The organism is Streptomyces coryli (assembly GCF_011044975.1).
Taxonomy (GTDB): Bacteria; Actinomycetota; Actinomycetes; order Streptomycetales; family Streptomycetaceae; genus Streptomyces; species Streptomyces coryli.
Genome location: NZ_JAAKZV010000022.1, coordinates 38476 through 58726 on the forward strand (window position 1 = coordinate 38476; position 20251 = coordinate 58726).

The window sequence follows — 20251 nt, forward strand, 5'->3', positions numbered from 1 at the left end:
ATGCACTGCCTGCGGGCCCCCGCGTCGGCGGGAGGAACACGAACACGGTGATCCGCGTTGCGATCGACGTCGGATCACCCCCGCGTCCGCGGGGGTGATCCGCGTGTCCAGCGGGTTCAGGAGGCGCGGCTACGGCGTCCCCCGCCGACGCGGGGGATCCGGGCAGTCGGTACGGAAGCGGCGTCGGCTGACCTTCGTGTACAAGATCCGCTACGTGGGCGGGCCGGAAGGCAGGGAGTTGGCCCTGCGGCAAGCCGCGGCGATCCGCGACGTCCTGGTCTGGGCCGCGAAGCGACAGCAGGCGGACGAGGGGTGGATCTGCGCACCGAGTGCGGCGGCTGAGCCTCCAGCCGACCTGGAGGGCGTTGACCGGCGTACTTCAGCAGCCGCTTTCACCTGTGACCGGTCACGGAGTGCGAGGTGTGCTTGCTGGAGTTACCCCCCCATGACTCGAACCTGCGGCCGCCTCCAAGGGCGCCTGCGCAGGGTGGACAAGTCACCTACCTGCGCCGACGCCCTGGCATGTCCACAAGCCCGGCGGAGGCCGATGGTATGCCGCCGACGCCATAGGAAGGCGCGCCGGGCGTCGGAATGCCTGCCTGACCAGTGGAAAACACGGTCAGTGATGAGCGCCCACGGCAGGACTCGAACCTGCGGCCAAGTGCTTAGAAGGGGTACGTGCGATCAAGCACCGTTCAGCTTCTGACCTGGCGCTTCCCGGCCGTTGGACGCAGTGAGCATGTTGGTTCTACGCGCATTCTCCGTGGGAGGCCGCATTGACTCGCCCTGCAAGGTGCCAAGGACGGTGAGGATTGTCATGCTCCAGCGCTTGAGGTTCGCCGTGTCGCCAGCGTGTGAGGGCAGTTCATGACCCCAACTGAGCCGTGAGATCCGGAGACTTGCACACGTGCGTGACTCAGCACTGCAAGGATGGTGTGGGGGTGATGGCAGTGCCGCAGGACCGCGTGACACGCAAGGACTTCATCAGGCGCCGTCGGCAGGGAGGTTTTGTCGGAAGAGCAACTGAGCTCGCGCTATTCCGGGAAAATCTCAGCCGTCCGCCTGAACGGAACGACAATTTTGAGCTCCTCTTCCACGTGGCTGGGGCAGCAGGTTCCGGTAAGACTTCCCTGCTACATGAGTGGGAGAAAATTGCACGCGAAGTGAATGCGGTAACTGCCTTCGTCGGGGATGAGGCCCACGATGCTGTAGACACGATGGAAGGAATTGCATCTCAGCTGTCTCGTCAGGCTTGCCCCCTCAAGAACTTCGAGAAGGCGCTTCGCGAGTATAAGCAGCGGAGGGTGGAAGCCGAAGCCGTCGCGACGATTCCATCGAGTACCGCCACCGAGGCCTCGCCTTCCAGCCTGGTTGCATCTCAGCTATTGCTCACGGGGCTGGGTTCCGTTCCAGGGGTAGGCGCAATTGTGGGCGCTGTTGACCCGGGACAAGTCGCCCTAGGGGCGGACAGGATGCGCAGTGCAGTAAGTGGCAGATTCAGTAAGGCAAATGAGCTGGACGCTTCGCCGATATCGACGCTTACTCAACTATTCACGAAGGATCTTTGCGCCGCAGCAGAGCGTCACCCATGGATAGTATTGTTTCTCGATTCATTCGAAACTACGCATAAATCCCTGGGATCATGGATCCAGGATCTACTATTCAATGAGCGCTACGAAGAACTCCCCCTGAACGTCGTAGTTGCTCTGGGAGGGCAACAAGAACTCGATGCGGGGCAATGGAATGACTGGCGAGACCAGGTTTGTCAAGTTGAGCTTGATGTCTTCACGGAAAGCGAAGCGCGTTCACTACTGGCTGCAAGAGGCGTGACGGATGAGGCCACGATCATAGAAGTGTTCCGCCTGTCTGACCGCCTACCTGTCCTAGTTAGCACGCTGGCGCAAAGCGCCGTTACTAATCCAGAAGTGCTGCCGGATCCAGCTGAGACCGCAGTTGAACGGTTCCTAGGCAGCGAGATGGACGAAGTAAATCGTGAGACGGTTCTGACTTGCGCCTATCCCCTGTACCTCAACGAGGATATCTTTCAGGGGCTTGGACTTGATGTCGGAGGTGATGTCTACCCTTGGATATGCAGCCTTCCTTTCGTCTCTGATCAGGCGGGCAGACGGCGTTATCACGAAATCGTTCGCTCTCCAATGCTACGGCTTCAACGTCAAGAATCGCCAACCCGGTGGCGTAGCAGACACCGGCAGCTTGCAGATATGTTCAATTCTTGGCAAGAGCAATTGCAGCAGGATCGGGAGCTAGACGATGTCGTCGCGTGGGCAATCCCGGAATGGCGCGATTGGCACCTCAGTTATCTGTATCACTCGCTTTGCGAAAACCCCCGGGGTCTGGCAACCGTTGTCCCGCAAGAGGGATTCGCTGCATGCCTTCATGGTGAAGGCCCCATATATCAGTGGCTCCAAACGCTTCATCAAGCCGGAATAGACTCGGGAGACGCTCAGCTTCAAGACTGGAGTCGCCGACTTGAGGGCGCAGCGTCCGCTGACGGAGAAATCTCCCTCAGCGTCCTGGAGACACTGTCCAAGATGCGAGAGCTGTCAGATACGGATCGATCCGTAGCGCTCTGGCTGCGTGGGCAAATCCTCTGTAGAGAGAATAGGTACGACGAGGCGCTGCATGAACTGAATAAATCTGTTGAAATAACCGAAGATTTCCTTCCTGCTATATTGGTACGGGCTCTGATTTTGCTCTCTCTGGGGAAAGTGCAGCCGGCGCTATTGGATCTTGATCGGGTCATCGATGCTGACCCGACGGGTGAGCTGATGCCATTAGCGCGCGTCACGTCCCTGGCGGCTCGCGGAACGTTTCCGACCTACAGCTCTGTCGAGGAGGAGTCAGCTTCCTGGGACTCTGATGCGCCCATGAATATCCTCGCCCGGGCAGAATATCTCGCCACTTCGGGGCGGCCTAGAGAGTCCCTGGCCGAGCTGGATCGCATGCCGGCAGAACTGGACGAATTGACGTCGCTTACCTTGGTGCAGCGGGCGCGGGCCCTAGCGATGCTCAGCCGAAATGACGAAGCGCTAAGCTGCGTCGACGAGGCTCTGGAGATCTGGCCGGATTTCACGCCTCTTCTCACTCAGAGGAGCGAAATACTCTCTGCTGTGGGACGTGTCCCTGAAGCACTCGAAGATATCCAACGCGCTATGGAGCTCAACCCGAATCTACCAGGCACTATTATCTCCTACTGCCGGATCCTGATAACGATGGGGAGAAGTGCCGATGCGTTCTCTAAGGTGGATGGACTCCTGCAGTCGTCACCAAACCTTGCCCTAGGCCTCATAATCCGTAGCGCTCTTCATCTTGAATTTGGTCGCCGCCGCGAAGCCCTTGCAGACGCAGAGGCTGCTCAAGAGATCTCGCCGGACGATATTCGAGGTCACATAAGCCTGGCTGAGGCATTGATGGCAAACGGTCGTTTCGCAGGCGCCTTGGCTGAGATTGAGGTCGCGCTGGGAGCAGATCTAGTTTATCCTATTGCCCTGTGTGTGCGCGCGAGGATATTCCTTGCGATGGGGGAGGCCGAAAAGGCGGCGGAGGATGCCAACAAGGCCCTATCGGGAGACAAGGAGTTGGCTCTCGCCCTAGTGATTCGAAGCATCACTGCCGTCATCTTGGGGAGGGATTTGCGGCAGGCGCTCGATGATGTAAATCTCGCATTGGAGAAGAATCCTCATCTAGTCATGGCTCATGCAACCCGTGCGCAGGTGCTGTCGGCCATGGGAAGGCAGTTCGACGCCGTTCGATATTTGAGCACATTTCTCAAAATGAGCCCAGACTCGCTACTGGTGGTGGTTGCTAGATCGTCTATCTATGCGTCCCTGGGGCGAACTAAAGAAGCGCTTGAAGATCTGAACCGGTCACTCTCGATCAATCCGAATTTTGAACCTGCGCTCATCGATCGAAGTGAGCTACTGCTGTCATCAGGGAGGCCTGCAGAGGCCCTCAGAGATCTAGAGAAACTTGTGCAGATGGGCAGCATCTTGGACGTTACTGATCGGATCGAAGGCGCTCGCGCTATGCAAGTAGTAGGGAGGGCAGGTGTCGGCGAGTTGAGCGGCACCTCTGGCTCTCATTCGGCAGGTCGCGACCTGCAGGCGCTTGAGTTGGCGATTGCCGAGAATCCGCATGACTTTGCGTCAAGAGAAGAACGGGTTGAGGCGCTCTTGCGCGCTGACCGGATCGATGAGGCAATGTTCGACATAACTGAGGTTGTTGAACAGACCCCAGATCGCGTGTCCGCTCGCCTGCTCCGCGCAGAGATAAATTTGGCTTTAGGGAATGCTGACATTGCCCTGGATGACTTGAACCAGGCCCTGCAGTGCGATCCCGATGATATCCAGGTCCTCGCCAATAGAGGATGTGTTCTCGAGATTCTGGGTGATGCGGAAGCAGCTATGAGCGACTTGAATAGGGCGGTTGAAATTGCCCCGCATGACGAGTGGGTGAAAGGTGTTTGGTCGCACCTCATGGAATCGAGTAGTAATGAAGAGCGCTGACCCGTTGGATGACCGGCTGATTGCGAGGCCCCGGGCTCGCTGGGATCCAGATTGGTCAGGTCCTGGGTTTTACTTCTGTGGAGGTTGACTCGCGACGTCCGTGCTGAGTAGTGAGAGAAGGACGCTGTTCCGCCATGCTCCGTTCGTGAAGACGTGGTCCCGAAGCACGCCCTCGCGTGTGAAGCCTAGCTGCTCGACCATGCGCAGCGAGGTCTCGTTCTCCGGGCCGACGGCAGCGCTGAGGCGGTGCAGCCCGAGGTCGTCGAAGGTGAAGCGGATCATTCGGCGGGCGGCATCCGAGGCGTACCCCTTGCTCCACTCCGCAGGAGCGAGGGCGTATCCGAGCTTGCCGGCCTTCACGCCCGCCAGGCCGATGCGGCAGAAACCGATGACGTTGTTCGACGTGAGCGGCGTGATGGCGAGGTAGTACTCCGTGCGCGGCGACAGCTGGGCGCGCTCGATGGCGCCGGCGAGCATCTGCTCCGTCTGGTCGCGGTCACGGCTGTCGAAGGAGAGCCAGTAGGTCACCCGGTCGTCGCCGACGATTTTCAGGGCGTCGTCGACGTCGTCCATGGTGAAGTCCCTCAGAGCGACCCGCTCGCCTTCGAGTCGGACGGGGTAGGACGGGGCGGTCACTGGCTCTCCTTCGCTGGTTGTATCGACGGGTGTTGTTCAGCGTCCCAAAGCCTTGAGCGGCGAGCGCGTGAACATCTCGATGCGCTCCTGGAGCTCGCTGCCGGGAGCCGCCAGCGGGGACCTGCTCAGTGCGCGGTGTACGTGCATGGCGCTGTTGACGATGCCGTTGATCCGGTGCTCCGGATCGAGATCGAGCATAGGAGCGATGGCCTCCTCTGCCCCCTCCAGCTCACCGAGTGAGATTCGGGCAATCGCCAGGTCGGTCTGGCTGCCTGCCTGATCGCCGAATGCCCAGTCCGGCGAGGTCGTGTCGGAGTACGCCTCGACGGCCTGCTCGCCGTAGTGCGCGGCGGCGTCTGCCTGGCTCGGTAGCCAGGCGAGGGCGTCGGCCGCGTAGTAGAGCTGGCGAGGGCGGTTGAAGGTGCAGAGTCCGCCCAGTTCGTCGACTTCATCAGGCTGTACGCGGTCCCACGCCTCTTCTGCTCGTCGGATCGCGGCGTGGGTTCGGTCGGAGTCGCCGAGTGCGGCCCAGGCGCGGGCCTCACTCACGGGGAGCCATACGGTCGACGAATTGCCGGCCAATCCGGCCAGCTCAGTTCCTTCTTGGGCGTACCTCACGGCGTCGCGGTGTCGACCTGCCCAATATGAAATCAGGGACTGGAGGCCGCGAAGCCAGGCACGCAGGCCGTTGTGATCGGCATTCTCCGCACACAAAAAGGCTGTGCGTGCCTGTGCCATGGCCGCATTCGGGTCCGCGAGGTCATGGCTGGCCTTCGCGAGCATGCCGCTCACGACGCCTGTCAGGAAGTAGAGCTGGCGCGCCTGAGTCGGGCTCTGCCGCAACTCAAGCTGTGTATAGAGGAGTTCCTGGATCTGTACCAGGTCGCTCAGGAGTGCTGACAGAGGGCGCTGCGGGTACTCAGTCGCCAGCTGACGTACGTCGTCGTGGACTTGGTCCATCGCCTCTGCCGTGAGGTTGCCTTGATTCGCCGTGAGCGCGAAGTTCTTCGCCCGCCGTGCTGCCAACGAGATCAGCTCCTTGTCGATATCGGCCTGGTTGTTTGCCACCACCAGGCCGGAGGCCGCTGTCTCCGTTCGTAAGGAAGCGATCGCTGCCCACGGCTGGAGAAGTTCGTTCAGCGGCTTGCCGAACATGCTCTGTAGGACACGTTGGGTCGCAGGAGTTGTGCTGGCGCGCTCGCCGCTGGCGAGCCGTCGCAGGTGCCGGGGGCTTATGGTCGCGTCTTCGTTGAGCTCGCGCGCCACCCGGCTGAACTTGTTCACCACCTCTTCGTACGTGCTGACTTCCTGCCACAGCAGGTGCTCCAGGACCGTGCGCGGTTCCCGGTCGCTTCTCTTCGCGTTGCCGGCCACGGCGCCTCCCTGTTCGCGGTGTCCTACTGCCCTCAGTCTCGTTCGGCTACGCGCGCGAGTCGTCGGCTGGTCCGGTAGCGGTCCGCCTCCGGTCCGCTTCATGTCCGCCAACGGGCCCGCGCAGGACCTCGTTTGGTCATATTGGCCTATCCGAGAGTCATCGTCAGGAGGTACGGACGATGACTCTTCAACCGGCGGGATCAAGAGAGCTGCGGGTCAGTGACCCTTCAGGGCAGGTCCACCGCAGCTTCGAGTGCCGCTACGCGCTTGCGCAGCTCCGCGACCTCGCGACGCAGCTCCGCGGTCTCGGACGCGCCGGCGGGGCGGTCCGGCTGGGCGGCCAGGTGCTCGCGGGCGTCGTCCGTGATGAACGTGCCGCGGTTGCCGGCGGAGCGGAGAAGTCCTTCGTCGCGAAGCGGCTTCAGAGCGTTCTGGATGGTCTGCGTGGCGACCTCGAACCTCTCCGCGAGCTTGGCGTGGCTGGGCAGCCTGCTGCCCGGATTCAGTACGCCACCTGCGATGTCCTGCCGGATCGCGTCGGCGATCTGCACGGACTTAAGTCGCGGGTCGTCCGCATCGATGGTCATGGCTCTGAGGGTATCGAGCAGCGCGAACTAGAGCGAGATGCTGCAAGAGTCTTGCGATCTAGTTCGCATCAGTACAAGCTAGTTCATGCGCGGCCGACTCCGGCCAAAGAGGTCCCGGCCGCGCCCAAGGCAATCCGGTCCCATCACGACAGGAAGTGGTCATGAATACGTGCCTGGCAGGCCTGGCGGCCTGCTCTACCCGCGATGCCGCAGAACTGGCGCACGGCGTCGACTTCGAGCTGTTCACGGGCCCGGTCGGCGAGACCCGACAGGACAAGCGTGCTCGCCTCGCCGCAGCTCGCGGCGTGCTGGCGGACCTGCGTGAGCAAGGCCGTGAAGACGAGTGGTCTGCACGGGCAGCCCGCTTCGCTGCCGCTCTGATGCGCGGTCGCCGCCCCGAGACCGCCGGGGAGGTGTCCTGATGCCTCGGATGCGTGGTCGCTCGGTCGTGGTGGGTGCTCGTAACGGGCATCTGGTGGCGCGTCCGCTGTCCGGGCGGGGGCAGCTGCTGGCGCCGGATCCGGGCTTGAGTGGCGCGGCGTGCGCTGAGGTCGACCCGGAGCTGTTCTTCCCGGAGCCCGGCGATTGGCGGTCGTCGCACTTAGCCAAGGGCATCTGCGCTGTCTGCCCCGTCAAGGACCTGTGCCTGGCGGGCGCGCTTGAGCGCAACGAGCACTTCGGCATCTTCGGCGGGCTGTCGCCGAAGGAGCGCGACGAGCTGCGGCGGTCAGGTGCAAGGAAGGGGGCGGCGGCATGACGAACTCTTGTGAAGCCGTGTCGTCGTGGCTGGTGCGTTGGGGCGGGTGGCTGCTGCTGGCCGGGCTGGTGGCTTCGTGGCTGATGCCGATGCCGTCGCTGCTTCGGGTCGTGATCGGGCTGTTGGGGTTCGTAGGCAGTGCCCTCCTGCTGCGTCGGATCCGTGCGGACCGTGCGGCCGGTGAGCGGGAAGCGGGTGAGCGGCGATGACGACGCTTTCGGAGACCACGCCCCCGGCACTGCCCCGACTAGGGCGTACGGAGCGGTGGTTGCTGGCGGTGGTGGTGCCGGCGGCGGCTGGGATCGGGACGTTAGGGCTGGCGTCGTCGTACGAGTCAGTGTCGGCCGCCGCCGCGCAGTGGGGGTTTGCCTCGCCGTGGATGCTGCCGATCGGTATCGACATCGCGATCCCGGTGTTCACCGCGGCCAACCTGCTGTTGATCCGCCTGGGCATGGCGCTGGCGTGGGTGCGGCTGGTGCCGTGGCTGTTGACCGGCGCGACCTGCTGGCTGAACGTCGCCTCCGGGCATTCGCTGTCGGCGAAGGTCGCGCACGGCGTGATGCCGCTGCTGTGGGTGGTGCTCTCGGAGATCGCCGGGCATGTGTACGCGGTCCGTACCGGAGTGGCCACCGGCCGACGGATGGAGACCATCCGGGCCTCGCGCTGGCTGCTGGCGTTCGGCTCCACCTTCAAGCTGTGGCGGCGGATGACCCTGTGGGAGATCACCTCCTACCGCCAGGGCCTGGAGCTGGAACGCCAGCGGCAACTGGCCCGCGCGGACCTGCGCCAGAAGCACGGCCGGCGCTGGCGCAAGCACACCCCGCGCCGCGAGCGGGTGCTGCTCAAATGGGGCGAGCTGGCCCCCGCCGACACCACTGAACCGCCGGCACCGCCGGAGCCGGAGACGCCCCGGAAGGCGCCCAAGCGTCAACCGCGACCGGCTCCGGGCAAGGCGCTACGACGCACCGCGGAGCAGCTGCTTGCCGACGCCCGCACCGTGACGGCCGATTGGCCGATCGAGCGGCTGAGTGCGGCGGCGATCCGGACCGCGGTGGGCTGCTCGCAGGCCAACGCCCGCACCCTGCGCGAGCAGCTGCGCGGCGAACGCGACGGCGGGGAGTCGCCGCTGCACCTGGTCAGCGGTGTCCGCTGATGACCACTGCCTACGCGGAGTGCTACGACCCTTCCGGCGTCCGGTACGGCGTTCCTACCTACCCCTGGCGCATGGCCCCGGAGGGCCTGGCCACCCGCCGCCAGTTGCGCGCCGCCGGCCTGCGGCCGGGCGGGCAGACGATCGCCGGGCAGCTGATGCGGCTCACCCGCCGCACCGGACAGCGTCGGATCGCCTACCTGTACCGGGTCGAGCTGGCCAAGCCCGTGCGGCCGATGACGCTGGCGAAGTGGGCCGCGTTCGACGCCGCAATGATCGCCCGCCGCACCTGCCCCAGCTGCCGGATCGAGCGCTGGTACTGCATCCCAACCGCCCGCGGCACCTGCAACGACTGCGCCACCCCACACGCCCAAGCCAGCTGACCCAACGACTCAAGGAGCGCAGACCATGACCACTACGAGCAAGCACACGGCCCCGGCCGCAGCGGGGACGACGACTGAATTCCACTACGTCACCACCGTGCAGACCAGCAAGGGCGTGCTGAACACCCGCGATGGACTGCTCACAGTGCCCGCTGGCTACACCCGCCGGGACTGCTTCCACCATCTGATGAGCCAGCTCCGCGAGGAGTACGGCGACCCGCTCTCGGTCCTGTACTTCGCGCTGGAGCCCAACCACCTCTGACTCCGCCTGCAGGCCCGACCCTGCCCGCCAAGACAAGTGGTCGGGCCCCGGCGACTCCCTCATCTCAGGAGCGTGGACATCGTGTCCGAGAAGACGATCCATCGCCAGCCGCAGGCGCCCGACGCGCCGGAAGCGGAGCTGGCCACCGTGGTGCCGTTCCGCAAAACGGCACCCGACCCGACCCCGACCGCCGACACGACCGAGGCGCTTGAGTCGCCTCTTCTCCTCCCCGACGCGTCGCCCGACCCCGCAGCCGACCCGCACCCCGACCGGTCGGGGCCCCAGTCAGCCGACCCTTTGGCACCCGGCGAGGTCCGGCCGGGCGAGTGGGTCGCCGACCTGCCGGACGAGAAGGCGGCCGACGACGACGCCGACGGTGTCACAGAGGGCGCCCCGGTCGACCCGCCGCGCGAGGCCTACCCGACCTCGCTGAAGGAGTGGATGGAGGCGCACGACAAGGCGCGCCGTCCGGTCCTTCCCGCCTGGTTGCGCACGCCCAAGGAGCGGCAGATGGTGTGGCGTTGGGCGCTGCGCCACTACGGCACCACCGCGACCTATCACGGGGTGCGGCTGCCGATCGTGTACACCCCGAAGATCCTCGGCTATGCCCCGCGCGGCGCCTGGCGCTGGATGCGGTCGGCGGGTCGCTGGATGCTCGACGCCGAAGGCGCCCCCCTGCGGGCCGCGGCCGTGGCGCAGGAGGAGACGGCCGACTACCTGAAGCTGTCCCGGCAGCGCGACGCCCGGGTGAAGCTGCGCTGCATCCTCACCGCTCTCGCCTCGGTGGTGGGCCTGCCGGCCGCGCTGGCGGTCTACGTGCTGGCCCCGGCCTGGCTGCTCGCGCTGCTGCTGACGTCGTCCACCACCGCGGCTGGCGTCGCCGGAGCGCCGAAGGACCGGCCGCTGATCGACGCGGCCAAGGTGTCCTTCCGCAAGCGCAAGCTGTCGTCCGACATCATCACCCGGGCCTACACCGGTGCCGGGCTGACCAAGCCAGACCAGGGCATCACCTTCCCCCGTCCGATCGGCCGGGACGGTGAGGGCTGGCGAGTTGTGGTGGACCTGCCGTACGGCAAGACCTTCGAGGACGCCGTCAAGGTCCACAAGCGCATCGCGTCGGGCATCGACATCGCCCCCACCCAGCTGTTCTTGGACAAGGACGAGACGTCCGCGCGGCGCGTAGTGATGTGGATCGCCGACCGCGATCCGCTGGCGGTGCCGGCCGGGCCGACGCCGCTGCTGGGCCGCACCAGGGTGGACTTCTGGGAGCCCTTCCCGTGGGGTGTGGACGAGCGCGGCAACCTCGTGGAGATCTCGATGCTGTGGACGTCGCTGCTGGTCGGTGCGGTGCCGCGGCAGGGCAAGACGTTCTCCGCCCGCACCATCGCGCTCGCTGCGGCGCTGGATCCGCACGTGCGGTTGTACATCTTCGACGGCAAAGCCTCCCCGGACTGGCGCAAGTTCACCAAGGTCGCGCACCGGATCGCCTTCGGCGTGGTGCCCAAGAAGGGCGTCGACCCGGTAGCGCACCTGCTCGCCTCGCTGCTGGAACTCAAGTCAGATGTGGAGGACCGCTACCACCGGCTCTCCGAGCTGCCGCCGCACATCTGCCCGGAGGGCAAGCTCACCGAGGACATCGCCCGGGACAAGCGCTACAACATGCCGCTGACCCTGGTCGTCGTCGATGAGGTGCAGGAGTACATCTCCCACCCGATCTACGGCAAAGAGATCCTGGAACTGCTGGTCTTCCTGGTCCGCGTCGCCCCGGCGGTCGGGGTATCGGTGGAGACCTCGACACAGAAGCCGGACGACAAGGCCTGCCCCTCGGAGTTCCGCGACCAGCACCAGGCCCGCTTCTGCCTGCGCGTTGGCGCCTACCAGGTCTCCGAAGCCGTGCTCGGCGCCGGCTCGTACGGCGAAGGCCTGGACGCCTCCCGGCTGCTGAAGTCCCACAAGGGCGTCGGCCTGCTCAAGGGCATGTCCGACGACTCCGGCCTGGTGCGCACCTACCTCGCCGACGGCCGCGACGCCAACACCATCCTGACCCGCGCCCGCAAGCTGCGCGAGGACGAGGGCTGGCTGTCCGGCGACGCCGCCGGGGAGAGCGTGGCGCCGGCGGCAGGGGAGATGGTCCTGGACGACGTCGCATCCGTCTTCGGCTCCGGCAAGCGCGAGACGCAGTTGTGGTCGGAGACCATCGTCGACCGCCTCGCGAACGCCAACTCCGAGGCCTACGGCGCCTGGGCGGACCTGGAGGGCCGCGCCAAGGCCGACCAGCTCAACGCGGCGCTCAAGCCGTACGGCATCGAGTCCGTCCAGATCGGCCGCCGCATCGACGGCAAGACCGTCAACAAGCGCGGCATCCGCCGCGACGACATCCACACCGCAATAACGGAGCGTGACAAGAAACGCTCCGGCGGATGACCCCCGCGGGTTGCTAGCGCTAGCAATCGACCTCGCTAGCGCTAGCAACCTCGCTAGCAACCAAAAGAACACCTGATCAGGTCGCTAGCGACTAGCGACCGTGGCCCCGCACGTCCCAAAACAGGCCCCGGAGGCCCCCGATGAGCTTCTTCCTGAACGCTAGCGCCCTCGCGCTGCTGGTCACGCTCGGTTACGCCGCTGTGTGCTCGGTCAGCCCGTACCGCAACTGCCGCAAGTGCCGCGGCTTCGGCTTCAAGACCAAGACCACCCGCATCACGAAGCGGCTCAAGCGCGGCAAGGACTGCCGCCGCTGCCACGGCCACGGCATCCGCATCCGCCGCGGCCGGCACTGGTGGAACCTCGCCCGCCGCCTGCACCGCCGCGGCACCCCCGACGCCGCCCAGACCGCCGCCCGCAACGCCGCGCAGAGGAGTCCGCGATGACCATCACCGTCTCCGTCGTACTGCTGCTCGGCATCGCCGTCGCCGTGCTGATCCGCTTCAAGGCCGTCGCCGTCGGCGCCGCCGTGGTGGTGCTGCTCTTCGGCTTCTACCTCTCCGACACCGGCGCCGCCCCCACCATCCGCGAACTGACCACCTCGATCGCCAACGCCGTCCGCGACATCGGCAACTAGATTCCAGGAGACCCAAGATGACCCACCTGAGCCCGGACCGCCGCCCGCCAGCCACGGTCCACCACCCCATACCCCTCACCACCGAGCAGCCGCACGCCGCGCCGCTCGCCCCGCGCCCCGACGGCATCCCCGACGTGACCCAGGTGCAGCTGCCCGACGGCCGCATCGTCACCGGCTACACCCTCACCCACACCCAGCCGACCGGCCCCGCGCGGCCTGCGGCGGTGAGCCCGCTAGCGAAAAACCTCGCGCTGGCCGGCATCGGCTTCGCCGCCGTCTGCGGCGGGCTGATCCTGCTCACCAGCTTCATCACCGCCCTCGCGAACCTAGTGATGAACCTGATCATCCTCGTTGCCGTCGTCGCCGGCCTGTACGTCGTTCTGCAGATCTTCGGCGGCGGCGGCGGGACGACGGTCAACGCCCGCAAGGCGATCTTCAAAAGCAACCGGTTCTACGGCTGACACGAGGTGACCTCCATGACCATCCCCGACCGCGACTGGGGCCCACGCACACTGGCCCTGGTCGACCACGAACACGACCGCGACGCTGCCGACGACGGCCGCTCCCGCTACGGCGCCTACCTGCGCGTACGCGGCTACCAGTTACACGAGCCTGGCCAGCCTGCAACCCCACTGCCCCCGGCGGAGTTCGCCGCCGGCGCGTGGACCATCGCCACAAGCCCGATCATGTCTCCCGGCTACGTGCGCATCCGCCCCGACCTGCTCGGCATTCGGCCCGGATTCGGCGACGGCCGGCTCTACCTCGATGTGCAGCTGCCGCTGCCGCAGCAGGCGCTCAAGGCCGACACCGCCATCCCGTACAACTGGCGGGACTGGCAGGGCGAATCGGCTGCTGGCGACCGCTACCGCTACCGCGAAGAGCCACGCTTCGACGGCCGCCCGAACCTGCTCACCCATGCAGTCCTGCGCATCCCCGTGGACGAGACCTGGCAGCTGCCGGACCAGACCCACACCACCGGCGACGGCCTGACCGCTCAGGCACAGGCCGCGGTCGCTGCCCTTGCGCGCGGCGTCAACCGCGACGCAGGCCCGATGGCCGCCGCGCTGCTCGGGGAGGCCTGATGCGCACCCTGGGCCACCCCCTCAAGGTCGGCATCCACGAGGGCTACACCATCGCGCTGACCTGCGAGGTCGTGAAGGGCTGGACCTGGTTCTGGTGGCACGCCTGGGCACCCGACGGCTCCTACGTCGGACAGGCCAACCGCGGGGACATGCTCGCCGATCTCATCGCCGAACATGCCGCCCAGCGCTGAAGTCCTCCCGCCCGACGCGCCGGTCATCGAGCCCGCGCCGGGCGGGACACCACCGCACACCCACCGGATCGAAGGAGAACGCACGATGACTGATCTCGACACCACATCGGCCGTACCGATTGCCGCCCCGACAGAGGGCTGGCTGCCGCAGCTGCGAGAGCTGGCCGCCGCGTACACCGCGCGCGTGGAGAAGGAGCGGGAAGAGGAGGAGCGCGAGCAGCTGCGGAGCCAGCGCGCGCAGGAGAGCGCCGATCGGCAGTGCGCCGCGGCGCGGGCAGCGGAGTACGTCGAGTACTGCTTCCCCGAGACGCTGGCGCGGGTGCTTCCGGCCGAGGACTGGGTCGGCTATCCGCAACTGCATGTGGACGTGCACGGGAAGCGGGCCGACAAGTGCGCGGTGGCTTACCTCGGTGATGGGCTGTTCCTGCGCTACATCAGCCGTAGCCGCCACGCGGACGGCTACTTCGACGGCTACGTCGACGTCATGGAGCTGATCCAGCCGTGCGCCTGCGGCAACTACATCGAGCACCTGGACATCACCGATGACGACGCGCTCAGCCTCGTACTCGCCGACGGTGCGCACTCTGCCCAGTGCGTCAACGCCTGCACCCCCACGTATGACCCCGCCAACCCCCGACCCTGGTGAAGGAGACCGAACCGATGACACCGACCGCCCACACGTGGGCCGACGACCGCATGGTGGCCGTCGACTTCGAGAGCACCGGCACCGACCCGGAGACGGCCCGTATCGTCGCCGCGGCCGTCGTCGCAGTCGGCGGGGGAGACCCGGCCGTCGCCGGGTCTTGGACCGTTGACCCCGGCATCGACATCCCCGCAGAGGCCGCGGCTATCCACGGCATCACCACTGAGCGCGCCAAGGCCGAAGGCTGCACCCCATATGCCGCGGTGCGCGACATCGTCAACGCGATCGATGAGTTCACGGAGTCTGGCGCTGCCCTGGTCACGTTCAAGGCCCCGTACACGCTGACGATGCTGCTGCGCGAGTGCACACGGCAGGGGATCAAGCCCCCGCAGCGGCTGCACCCGGTCATCGATCCGTCCGTGCTGGACAAGCACGTCGACGCGTTCCGTAGGGGCAAGCGCACCCTGGCGGCGCTGTGCCGGCACTACCAGGTGCAGCAGGGTGAGGCGCACGAACCGAGTGCTGACGCCCTCGCCGCGGCCCGGCTCGCCTGGCGGCTCGCGCATACCTACCCCGACATCGGTGCCCGCGAGCTGCAGGAGCTGCACGCACTGCAGATCAGGTGGGCGGACGAGCAGGCCGACGGCCTGCGTCGTTACCTCCGCCGCAGCGACCCGACCGCGCAGGTCGACGGCCGCTGGCCCGTGATTCCAACCAGGAAGTAGGGACGCCCGCGGGCGGGTGACTCCGGCCAAGGATCACCACCCGCCCGCGGCTCCCGGTCCCATCACAGAACACAGGGAGACCCCAGAATGCCCCATCCTGAAGTCGAGCGGCAGCTCAGGGCGGCGCTTGACGCCGCGCGACGCGGCTGGCACGTCTTTCCCGTGGCCGCTGGCGACAAGCCCCCGGCGATCGCGGCGTGGGAGGCTCACGCCACCACCGACCGGCAGCGCATTCACGAGACCTGGCACAGCCGCCTCTACAACATCGGCATCGCGGCCGGCCCTTCCGGTTTGGTCGTCGTCGACCTCGACGTACCGAAGGACCCTGCTGACGTGCCGCCCCAGGAGTGGAGGCAGCGGGGCGTACGCGACGGCATGGATACCTTCGCGGCTCTGTGTGAGCGGCATGGGCAGCCGTTCCCGGACTCCACGTACTCCGTGCGTACGCGAGCTGGTGGCATGCACCTGTACTTCACCGCTCCGCCAGGCCGACGCATCCCGAACACGGTCGAGAAGCACGGCTGGAAGGTCGACACCCGCGCCCGCGGCGGCTACGTACTCGGGGCGGGCAGCGTCGTTGAGGGCCGTCCGTATGAGTTAGTAGTCGACGCTCCGGCCGCGCCGTTGCCGGACTGGCTCGCGCAGCTGCTCGCGGCGCGCCCGGTTCCCGCCGAACCTTCCCGCCCGCTGTCGGCACCGGGCGCGCCGTTGGGCCGTCGCGCCCAAGGGCTACTTCGCTTCGTACTGGAGGCAGGAGCAGGAGAACGCAACAACCGGCTCTACTGGGCGGCGCTTCGGGTGCATGAGAACGGTCACCAGGTGCCGGCTGTGACGGCGGCGCTGCTGGACGCGGCGCTGCACGTGGGGCTGTCGGAGCGTGAGGCCCGCGCCACCGTCGCTTCCGCGGCTCGCCGCGCGGGAGGGCAGCGATGAGCGCCAAGGAGACGGACAAGCCGGAGGACAAGCGCGCGGCCGTGCGCGCCAAGGCGAAGGCGCTATTGGACAAGCACGGCGTGGAGAGCGACGGCAAAGGGCCATCGCAGGCCTCGCAGCTGGTCGCCCTCGCCCGCGAGCGCTTCGAGGTCTTCATGTCCGAGGACGGCCGCCCGTACGCGGTCACCAAGGGCGGGCCGAACATCGCATTGCCGTTGCGCGGAAAGGCCGGCCTGCGCTCGCAGCTGGCGCGCATTTACACCGAGACCAGCGGCGGCAATGTGCCCTCTCAGGCCGCGTTGGCCGACGCCATGACCGTCCTCGAGGGCATCGCCTCCATCGCCGAACCTCGCACCCCGCAGCTGCGTGCCGCCCGGCACGGCGAGCGCATCATCGTCGACCTCGCCACCACCGACGGCCGCTGTGTGCAGATCGGCCCGGACGGCTGGACGCGCAGCCCGCGCTCCCCGGTGCTCTTTCGCCGCTCCGGCGCCATGAAGGCCCTGCCGGAACCCATCCGCGACGGTGATGGATTGGCCGTGCTGCGCTCGCTGATGAACACCAGCGATGCCGGATTCCGGCTGCTTACGGCCTGGCTGGTCGCCGCGTTCATCCCCGATCTGCCGCACCCGATCCTCACCTTCCGCGGCGAGCAGGGCACCGGTAAGTCCAAGGGCGCGTCGATGGTCATCGGCATCGTGGACCCGTCCGGCGCCCCGAAGCGCACCGCGCCGCGGGATGTGAAGTCCTGGGCCACCCAGGCCTTCAACTCCTGGGCGCTGTGCCTGGACAACGTCTCCTACATCCCCGACTGGCTCTCCGACGCGCTTTGCCGCGCGGTGACCGGTGACGGCATCGTCGACCGCGCCCTGTACACCGATGACGACGTGGTGGTTCTGGAATTCCGGCGAGTTCTCTCGATGACCACCATTGATGCCGGAGCGCTCGCCGGCGACCTCGCCGAACGGCTGCTGACCATCGAGCTGCACACCATTCCTGATCGCCAGCGACGCGAAGAAGCGGAGTTGGATCGGACCTTCCGCGACGCCCACCCGGCCATCCTGGCTTCGCTGTTCGACCTTCTCTCCGAGGTGCTGCGTGTGCTGCCCAACGTCACGTTGACCGCGCACCCGCGCATGGCCGACTTCGCCCGTGTCCTGGCGGCCGTCGACGACGTCACCGGCTGGGACACGCAGGGAAGCTATCAGGCCACCGCCGCCGATGCCGTCGCTGACGTCCTCGAAGGCGAGCCGTTCGCCCGCGCCGTCGTCGACTTGGTGCGCGCCGCCGGTCCCGCGGGGGTCTGCATGACCGCCGCCGACATCCTTGGAAAGGTCGCCACTCCGGAGAAGCTGCCGCGCCGTTGGCCGAAGGACGCCACCCGCGCCGGCGGTCACCTCAAGCGTCTCGCCCCCGCGCTGCGCGCCATCGGCATCGATGTCGAGGACACGCAGCGTGAGCCCGACGGCAATCGCTCCCGCCTGTATCGGCTCACCGGAGTAGAGGGGAGCTGCATCCCAGCACCCGGAGCACCCGGAGCACCCGAACCAGCTCCTGACCAGTACGAATCTCCGGGTGCTGGCGCGAGCCCCAGCACCCGCACAGCACCCGGCAGCACCCGCAGCACCGGATTCCCGGGTGCTGCGGGTGCTGTACCGGGCGCTGCGCCAACGCCAGCACCCGGAAACAGCACTCAGGCTGATCTGCACCGGAACACCGCTCCGGGTGCTGCGGGTGCTCCGGGCGCTGGAATGCAGCACATCTCTAAATCCGCACCCCTGTGCACCGTCTGCGGCACTTCCGTAGACCCAGCTCTCATCACCCACGGTGACCAAGTACACCCCTGCTGCACACCGGAGACCCCGCAGAGCGGGAGGACAACGAAGTGACAACTGCGGCCGCCCCGAAGCGAGCCATGCTCACGCTCCCCGAGGTCTGCGCTGAGCTCCAGGTGTCGCGCTCAACCTTCTACGACTGGCGCCAAAAGGGCCGCGCTCCGCGCTGCATCAAGCTGCCGAACGGTGATCTCCGGATCCGGCGCACGGACCTCGACAACTGGCTGGACGGCAGGGAGGACCAGGACTGATGGAGACCTCACACGACGTCAGAGTCTGGAAACTCAAGGAGAACCGCGGCAAGCGGCGCACGACCTACTCCGTCCGCTGGATCGTGGCCGGCAAGGAGTTCCACGAGACGTATGCGACTTCCGCGCTCGCGGACGCTGAACGGTCGGACCTGATCACAGCGATGAGTAACGGCAAGGCCTTCAGCCTCGAAACTGGACGTCCGGTGTCGCCGACCTCCGGTGCCGCCGCGATTACGTGGTACGACTTCGCCGTCCAGTTCTGCGACGCCCAGTGGCGCCGCACCTCCGGCAACAACCGAAAGAACGTCGCCAAGGCACTCGCACCGACCACGATTGCGATGCTGCGCTCGGCTCCGAACGGCTTCCGCCCGGTCGATGTGCGTACGGCCCTGCGGGAGTGGGCGTTCAACACGAAGCGCCGCAGCGAGGCCCCGCCAGAGCTCGCCGTAATCATCAAGTGGGTTCGGCGCAACTCCCTGCCCATGTCGGCATGGGAGGACCCACAGCGGGTGGAGGACGTCCTGCACGCCGTCTCCACGAAGCTGGACGACACGGCCGCGGCCGCATCCACCACGAAACGCAACCGGAGAATTCTGAACATGGCGATGGAGTACGCGGTCAAGCGCCGGATACTCCGGGCCAACCCCCTGCCCAAGGGCAGAGGCGCGATGCCGCGTACGTCCTTCGCCGTCGACAAACGGTCGCTCGTCAATCCGACGCAGGCAGCCGCATTGCTCGGGTGGGTGTGGCGCCGGCCGCGCGGCGGCCCCAGGCTGCACGCGTTCCTCGCCACGATCTACTACGCGGGAGCGCGACCTGAAGAGGTCGTGGCCATGCGGGTGGAAGACGTCCACCTCCCAGAGGAGGACGCCGCGGACCAATGGGGCGAACTGCTGTTGGCTACCGCGCTCCCTGAGGTCGGCCGGCAGTGGACTGACAGCGGGGAGGTTCACGAAGAGCGTGGGCTGAAGGGGCGAGCAGCGGAGGACACGAGGCCCGTGCCTTGCCGGCCCGCCCTGACCCGCATCCTCCGCGAGCACATCGCGGCGGAGGAGCTGAAGCCCGGTGGCCTGATGTTCCAGGGAGAACGGGGCGGCATGATGTCGGGCTCGGTCTTCCGCCGGGCCTGGCGTTCCGCACGCGAGCAGGCGCTCACCCCGACTGAGTACGCCTCGCCGCTCGGGAGGCGGGTGTACGACCTGCGGCACACGTGCCTGACGAACTGGCTGAACGCGGGCGTTCCGCCGGCGGAGGTCGCGGAGTGGGCGGGCAACAGCGTGCCCGTGCTGCTCGCCACGTACGCGCGCTGCATCTCCGGGCAGCTGTCAGACCTGAAGGCGAGGGTGGATGCCGGGGGCCAGCTCCCGCACCCAGCCGACGACGACTGAGGGCCTCCTGGAGAACTTCTCCGCGTATTCTCCGTGGCCACCCGCAGAAACCCGGTGACAGCCGGACAGCGCCGGACGTTCCCCGAGATCGACAGGGGAGGGTCCGGCGCTGATTCGTTGGTGGATCCACCCCGCCTGACCAGGCGATAGCCCGCCTCAGGCGGGGGGTGGGGGGAGAGCGCCCACGGCAGGACTCGAACCTGCGGCCAAGTGCTTAGAAGGCACCTGCTCTATCCACTGAGCTACGTGGGCCGGTATATGGCGGTGCTGCGGTGGCCGGGCTCGCTCGGCGGATCCGTGACCTTGCCAGCGACAAGGATAGGGGGCCGGGCGGGGCGACCTGGGTGCTTCACGTCCGCAACACACTGTGGAGGTTCGGTGAAGCGTCCTGATAATCGCAGGCGGGTGCGATTTCTGCAGCGGTTTTCGCGGGTGGCGGCGGGGGTGTTGTGCAGTCGTTATGGGTGGGG

Annotated in this window: 22 protein-coding genes and 1 tRNA gene; 19 read left to right on the forward strand and 4 right to left on the reverse strand. The window is 66.7% G+C overall.

From position 1 onward, the window contains the following. Positions 1-944 precede the first annotated feature (944 nt). On the forward strand, positions 945-4526 hold the full coding sequence (locus tag G5C51_RS08100) for a tetratricopeptide repeat protein (RefSeq protein WP_165234058.1): 3582 nt from the start codon (positions 945-947) through the stop codon (positions 4524-4526). A 69-nt stretch (positions 4527-4595) separates the two neighbouring features. Here G5C51_RS08100 and G5C51_RS08105 read toward each other — a convergent pair whose 3' ends face one another. From G5C51_RS08105 to G5C51_RS08115, 3 genes are all read right to left on the reverse strand, one after another. Continuing rightward, positions 4596-5162 carry a GNAT family N-acetyltransferase gene (locus G5C51_RS08105; RefSeq protein WP_206313585.1) on the reverse strand — a complete coding sequence of 189 codons (567 nt, stop codon included), beginning with the start codon at positions 5160-5162 and terminating at the stop codon, positions 4596-4598. A gap of 36 nt (positions 5163-5198) precedes the next feature. Continuing rightward, entirely contained in the window at positions 5199-6536 is a 1338-nt protein-coding gene (locus tag G5C51_RS08110) for an NsdA family TPR-like regulatory protein (protein WP_206313586.1), read from the reverse strand. Positions 6537-6763: 227 nt separating this feature from the next. Beyond that, a complete protein-coding gene (locus G5C51_RS08115; RefSeq protein ID WP_165234061.1) occupies positions 6764-7123 on the reverse strand; it encodes a GntR family transcriptional regulator in 360 nt (119 codons plus the stop codon). 161 nt (positions 7124-7284) lie between these two features. On the opposite strand from G5C51_RS08115, the gene G5C51_RS08120 reads away from it, so the two are divergent. From G5C51_RS08120 to G5C51_RS08205, 18 genes are all read left to right on the forward strand, one after another. Further along, positions 7285-7545 (forward strand): hypothetical protein, encoded by a 261-nt coding sequence (locus G5C51_RS08120; protein WP_165234064.1) that lies wholly within the window; start codon positions 7285-7287, stop codon positions 7543-7545. Beyond that, entirely contained in the window at positions 7545-7880 is a 336-nt protein-coding gene (locus G5C51_RS08125; RefSeq protein ID WP_240929471.1) for a WhiB family transcriptional regulator, read from the forward strand. Before G5C51_RS08120 ends, G5C51_RS08125 begins: the two co-directional genes overlap by 1 nt. Further along, positions 7877-8089, forward strand: a complete 213-nt coding sequence (locus G5C51_RS08130; RefSeq protein WP_165234067.1) for a hypothetical protein — start codon at positions 7877-7879, stop codon at positions 8087-8089. The genes G5C51_RS08125 and G5C51_RS08130 overlap by 4 nt, the downstream gene beginning before the upstream one ends. Next, a complete protein-coding gene (locus G5C51_RS08135; RefSeq protein ID WP_165234070.1) occupies positions 8086-9033 on the forward strand; it encodes a DUF2637 domain-containing protein in 948 nt (315 codons plus the stop codon). Before G5C51_RS08130 ends, G5C51_RS08135 begins: the two co-directional genes overlap by 4 nt. Continuing rightward, the gene (locus G5C51_RS08140; RefSeq protein WP_165234073.1) at positions 9033-9413 is read left to right on the forward strand and encodes an RRQRL motif-containing zinc-binding protein; all 381 of its coding nucleotides are present in this window, start codon (positions 9033-9035) and stop codon (positions 9411-9413) included. Before G5C51_RS08135 ends, G5C51_RS08140 begins: the two co-directional genes overlap by 1 nt. Before the next feature lie 25 nt (positions 9414-9438). After that, the gene (locus G5C51_RS08145) at positions 9439-9675 is read left to right on the forward strand and encodes a hypothetical protein (protein ID WP_165234076.1); all 237 of its coding nucleotides are present in this window, start codon (positions 9439-9441) and stop codon (positions 9673-9675) included. An 81-nt stretch (positions 9676-9756) separates the two neighbouring features. Then, positions 9757-12099 (forward strand): cell division protein FtsK, encoded by a 2343-nt coding sequence (locus tag G5C51_RS08150; RefSeq protein ID WP_165234079.1) that lies wholly within the window; start codon positions 9757-9759, stop codon positions 12097-12099. Positions 12100-12239: 140 nt separating this feature from the next. After that, the gene (locus G5C51_RS08155; RefSeq protein ID WP_165234081.1) at positions 12240-12542 is read left to right on the forward strand and encodes a hypothetical protein; all 303 of its coding nucleotides are present in this window, start codon (positions 12240-12242) and stop codon (positions 12540-12542) included. Continuing rightward, positions 12539-12733: a hypothetical protein gene (locus G5C51_RS08160; RefSeq protein ID WP_165234084.1), complete on the forward strand. Its 195-nt coding sequence runs from the start codon at positions 12539-12541 to the stop codon at positions 12731-12733. The genes G5C51_RS08155 and G5C51_RS08160 overlap by 4 nt, the downstream gene beginning before the upstream one ends. Before the next feature lie 17 nt (positions 12734-12750). Continuing rightward, the gene (locus G5C51_RS08165) at positions 12751-13194 is read left to right on the forward strand and encodes a hypothetical protein (RefSeq protein WP_165234087.1); all 444 of its coding nucleotides are present in this window, start codon (positions 12751-12753) and stop codon (positions 13192-13194) included. Between the two features lie 15 nt (positions 13195-13209). Further along, positions 13210-13815: a hypothetical protein gene (locus G5C51_RS08170; protein WP_165234090.1), complete on the forward strand. Its 606-nt coding sequence runs from the start codon at positions 13210-13212 to the stop codon at positions 13813-13815. Further along, the gene (locus tag G5C51_RS08175; RefSeq protein WP_165234093.1) at positions 13815-14006 is read left to right on the forward strand and encodes a hypothetical protein; all 192 of its coding nucleotides are present in this window, start codon (positions 13815-13817) and stop codon (positions 14004-14006) included. Before G5C51_RS08170 ends, G5C51_RS08175 begins: the two co-directional genes overlap by 1 nt. Before the next feature lie 85 nt (positions 14007-14091). Continuing rightward, positions 14092-14652, forward strand: a complete 561-nt coding sequence (locus tag G5C51_RS08180) for a hypothetical protein (protein ID WP_165234096.1) — start codon at positions 14092-14094, stop codon at positions 14650-14652. 14 nt (positions 14653-14666) lie between these two features. Further along, positions 14667-15374 carry an exonuclease domain-containing protein gene (locus G5C51_RS08185; RefSeq protein ID WP_165234099.1) on the forward strand — a complete coding sequence of 236 codons (708 nt, stop codon included), beginning with the start codon at positions 14667-14669 and terminating at the stop codon, positions 15372-15374. An 87-nt stretch (positions 15375-15461) separates the two neighbouring features. Continuing rightward, the gene (locus tag G5C51_RS08190) at positions 15462-16307 is read left to right on the forward strand and encodes a bifunctional DNA primase/polymerase (protein WP_165234102.1); all 846 of its coding nucleotides are present in this window, start codon (positions 15462-15464) and stop codon (positions 16305-16307) included. Then, positions 16304-18196: an ATP-binding protein gene (locus G5C51_RS08195; RefSeq protein WP_206313587.1), complete on the forward strand. Its 1893-nt coding sequence runs from the start codon at positions 16304-16306 to the stop codon at positions 18194-18196. The genes G5C51_RS08190 and G5C51_RS08195 overlap by 4 nt, the downstream gene beginning before the upstream one ends. 26 nt (positions 18197-18222) lie before the next feature. Continuing rightward, a complete protein-coding gene (locus tag G5C51_RS08200) occupies positions 18223-18393 on the forward strand; it encodes a helix-turn-helix transcriptional regulator (protein WP_165234137.1) in 171 nt (56 codons plus the stop codon). Next, entirely contained in the window at positions 18393-19781 is a 1389-nt protein-coding gene (locus G5C51_RS08205; protein ID WP_165234119.1) for a tyrosine-type recombinase/integrase, read from the forward strand. The genes G5C51_RS08200 and G5C51_RS08205 overlap by 1 nt, the downstream gene beginning before the upstream one ends. Positions 19782-19960: 179 nt before the next feature. On the opposite strand, the gene G5C51_RS08210 is transcribed toward G5C51_RS08205, so the two are convergent. Further along, positions 19961-20033 (reverse strand) — tRNA-Arg (locus tag G5C51_RS08210). Between the last annotated feature and the right edge of the window lie 218 nt (positions 20034-20251).

Excerpts from the sequence above, each read along its gene's own strand:
- G5C51_RS08100 (WP_165234058.1), top strand. The coding sequence starts at position 945 with ATGGCAGTGCCGCAGGACCGCGTGACACGCAAGGACTTCATCAGGCGC.
- G5C51_RS08115 (WP_165234061.1), bottom strand. The coding sequence starts at position 7,123 with ATGACCATCGATGCGGACGACCCGCGACTTAAGTCCGTGCAGATCGCC.
- G5C51_RS08120 (WP_165234064.1), top strand. The coding sequence starts at position 7,285 with ATGAATACGTGCCTGGCAGGCCTGGCGGCCTGCTCTACCCGCGATGCC.
- G5C51_RS08125 (WP_240929471.1), top strand. The coding sequence starts at position 7,545 with ATGCCTCGGATGCGTGGTCGCTCGGTCGTGGTGGGTGCTCGTAACGGG.
- G5C51_RS08130 (WP_165234067.1), top strand. The coding sequence starts at position 7,877 with ATGACGAACTCTTGTGAAGCCGTGTCGTCGTGGCTGGTGCGTTGGGGC.
- G5C51_RS08135 (WP_165234070.1), top strand. The coding sequence starts at position 8,086 with ATGACGACGCTTTCGGAGACCACGCCCCCGGCACTGCCCCGACTAGGG.
- G5C51_RS08140 (WP_165234073.1), top strand. The coding sequence starts at position 9,033 with ATGACCACTGCCTACGCGGAGTGCTACGACCCTTCCGGCGTCCGGTAC.
- G5C51_RS08145 (WP_165234076.1), top strand. The coding sequence starts at position 9,439 with ATGACCACTACGAGCAAGCACACGGCCCCGGCCGCAGCGGGGACGACG.
- G5C51_RS08155 (WP_165234081.1), top strand. The coding sequence starts at position 12,240 with ATGAGCTTCTTCCTGAACGCTAGCGCCCTCGCGCTGCTGGTCACGCTC.
- G5C51_RS08160 (WP_165234084.1), top strand. The coding sequence starts at position 12,539 with ATGACCATCACCGTCTCCGTCGTACTGCTGCTCGGCATCGCCGTCGCC.
- G5C51_RS08165 (WP_165234087.1), top strand. The coding sequence starts at position 12,751 with ATGACCCACCTGAGCCCGGACCGCCGCCCGCCAGCCACGGTCCACCAC.
- G5C51_RS08170 (WP_165234090.1), top strand. The coding sequence starts at position 13,210 with ATGACCATCCCCGACCGCGACTGGGGCCCACGCACACTGGCCCTGGTC.
- G5C51_RS08175 (WP_165234093.1), top strand. The coding sequence starts at position 13,815 with ATGCGCACCCTGGGCCACCCCCTCAAGGTCGGCATCCACGAGGGCTAC.
- G5C51_RS08180 (WP_165234096.1), top strand. The coding sequence starts at position 14,092 with ATGACTGATCTCGACACCACATCGGCCGTACCGATTGCCGCCCCGACA.
- G5C51_RS08185 (WP_165234099.1), top strand. The coding sequence starts at position 14,667 with ATGACACCGACCGCCCACACGTGGGCCGACGACCGCATGGTGGCCGTC.
- G5C51_RS08190 (WP_165234102.1), top strand. The coding sequence starts at position 15,462 with ATGCCCCATCCTGAAGTCGAGCGGCAGCTCAGGGCGGCGCTTGACGCC.
- G5C51_RS08195 (WP_206313587.1), top strand. The coding sequence starts at position 16,304 with ATGAGCGCCAAGGAGACGGACAAGCCGGAGGACAAGCGCGCGGCCGTG.
- G5C51_RS08200 (WP_165234137.1), top strand. The coding sequence starts at position 18,223 with ATGCTCACGCTCCCCGAGGTCTGCGCTGAGCTCCAGGTGTCGCGCTCA.
- G5C51_RS08205 (WP_165234119.1), top strand. The coding sequence starts at position 18,393 with ATGGAGACCTCACACGACGTCAGAGTCTGGAAACTCAAGGAGAACCGC.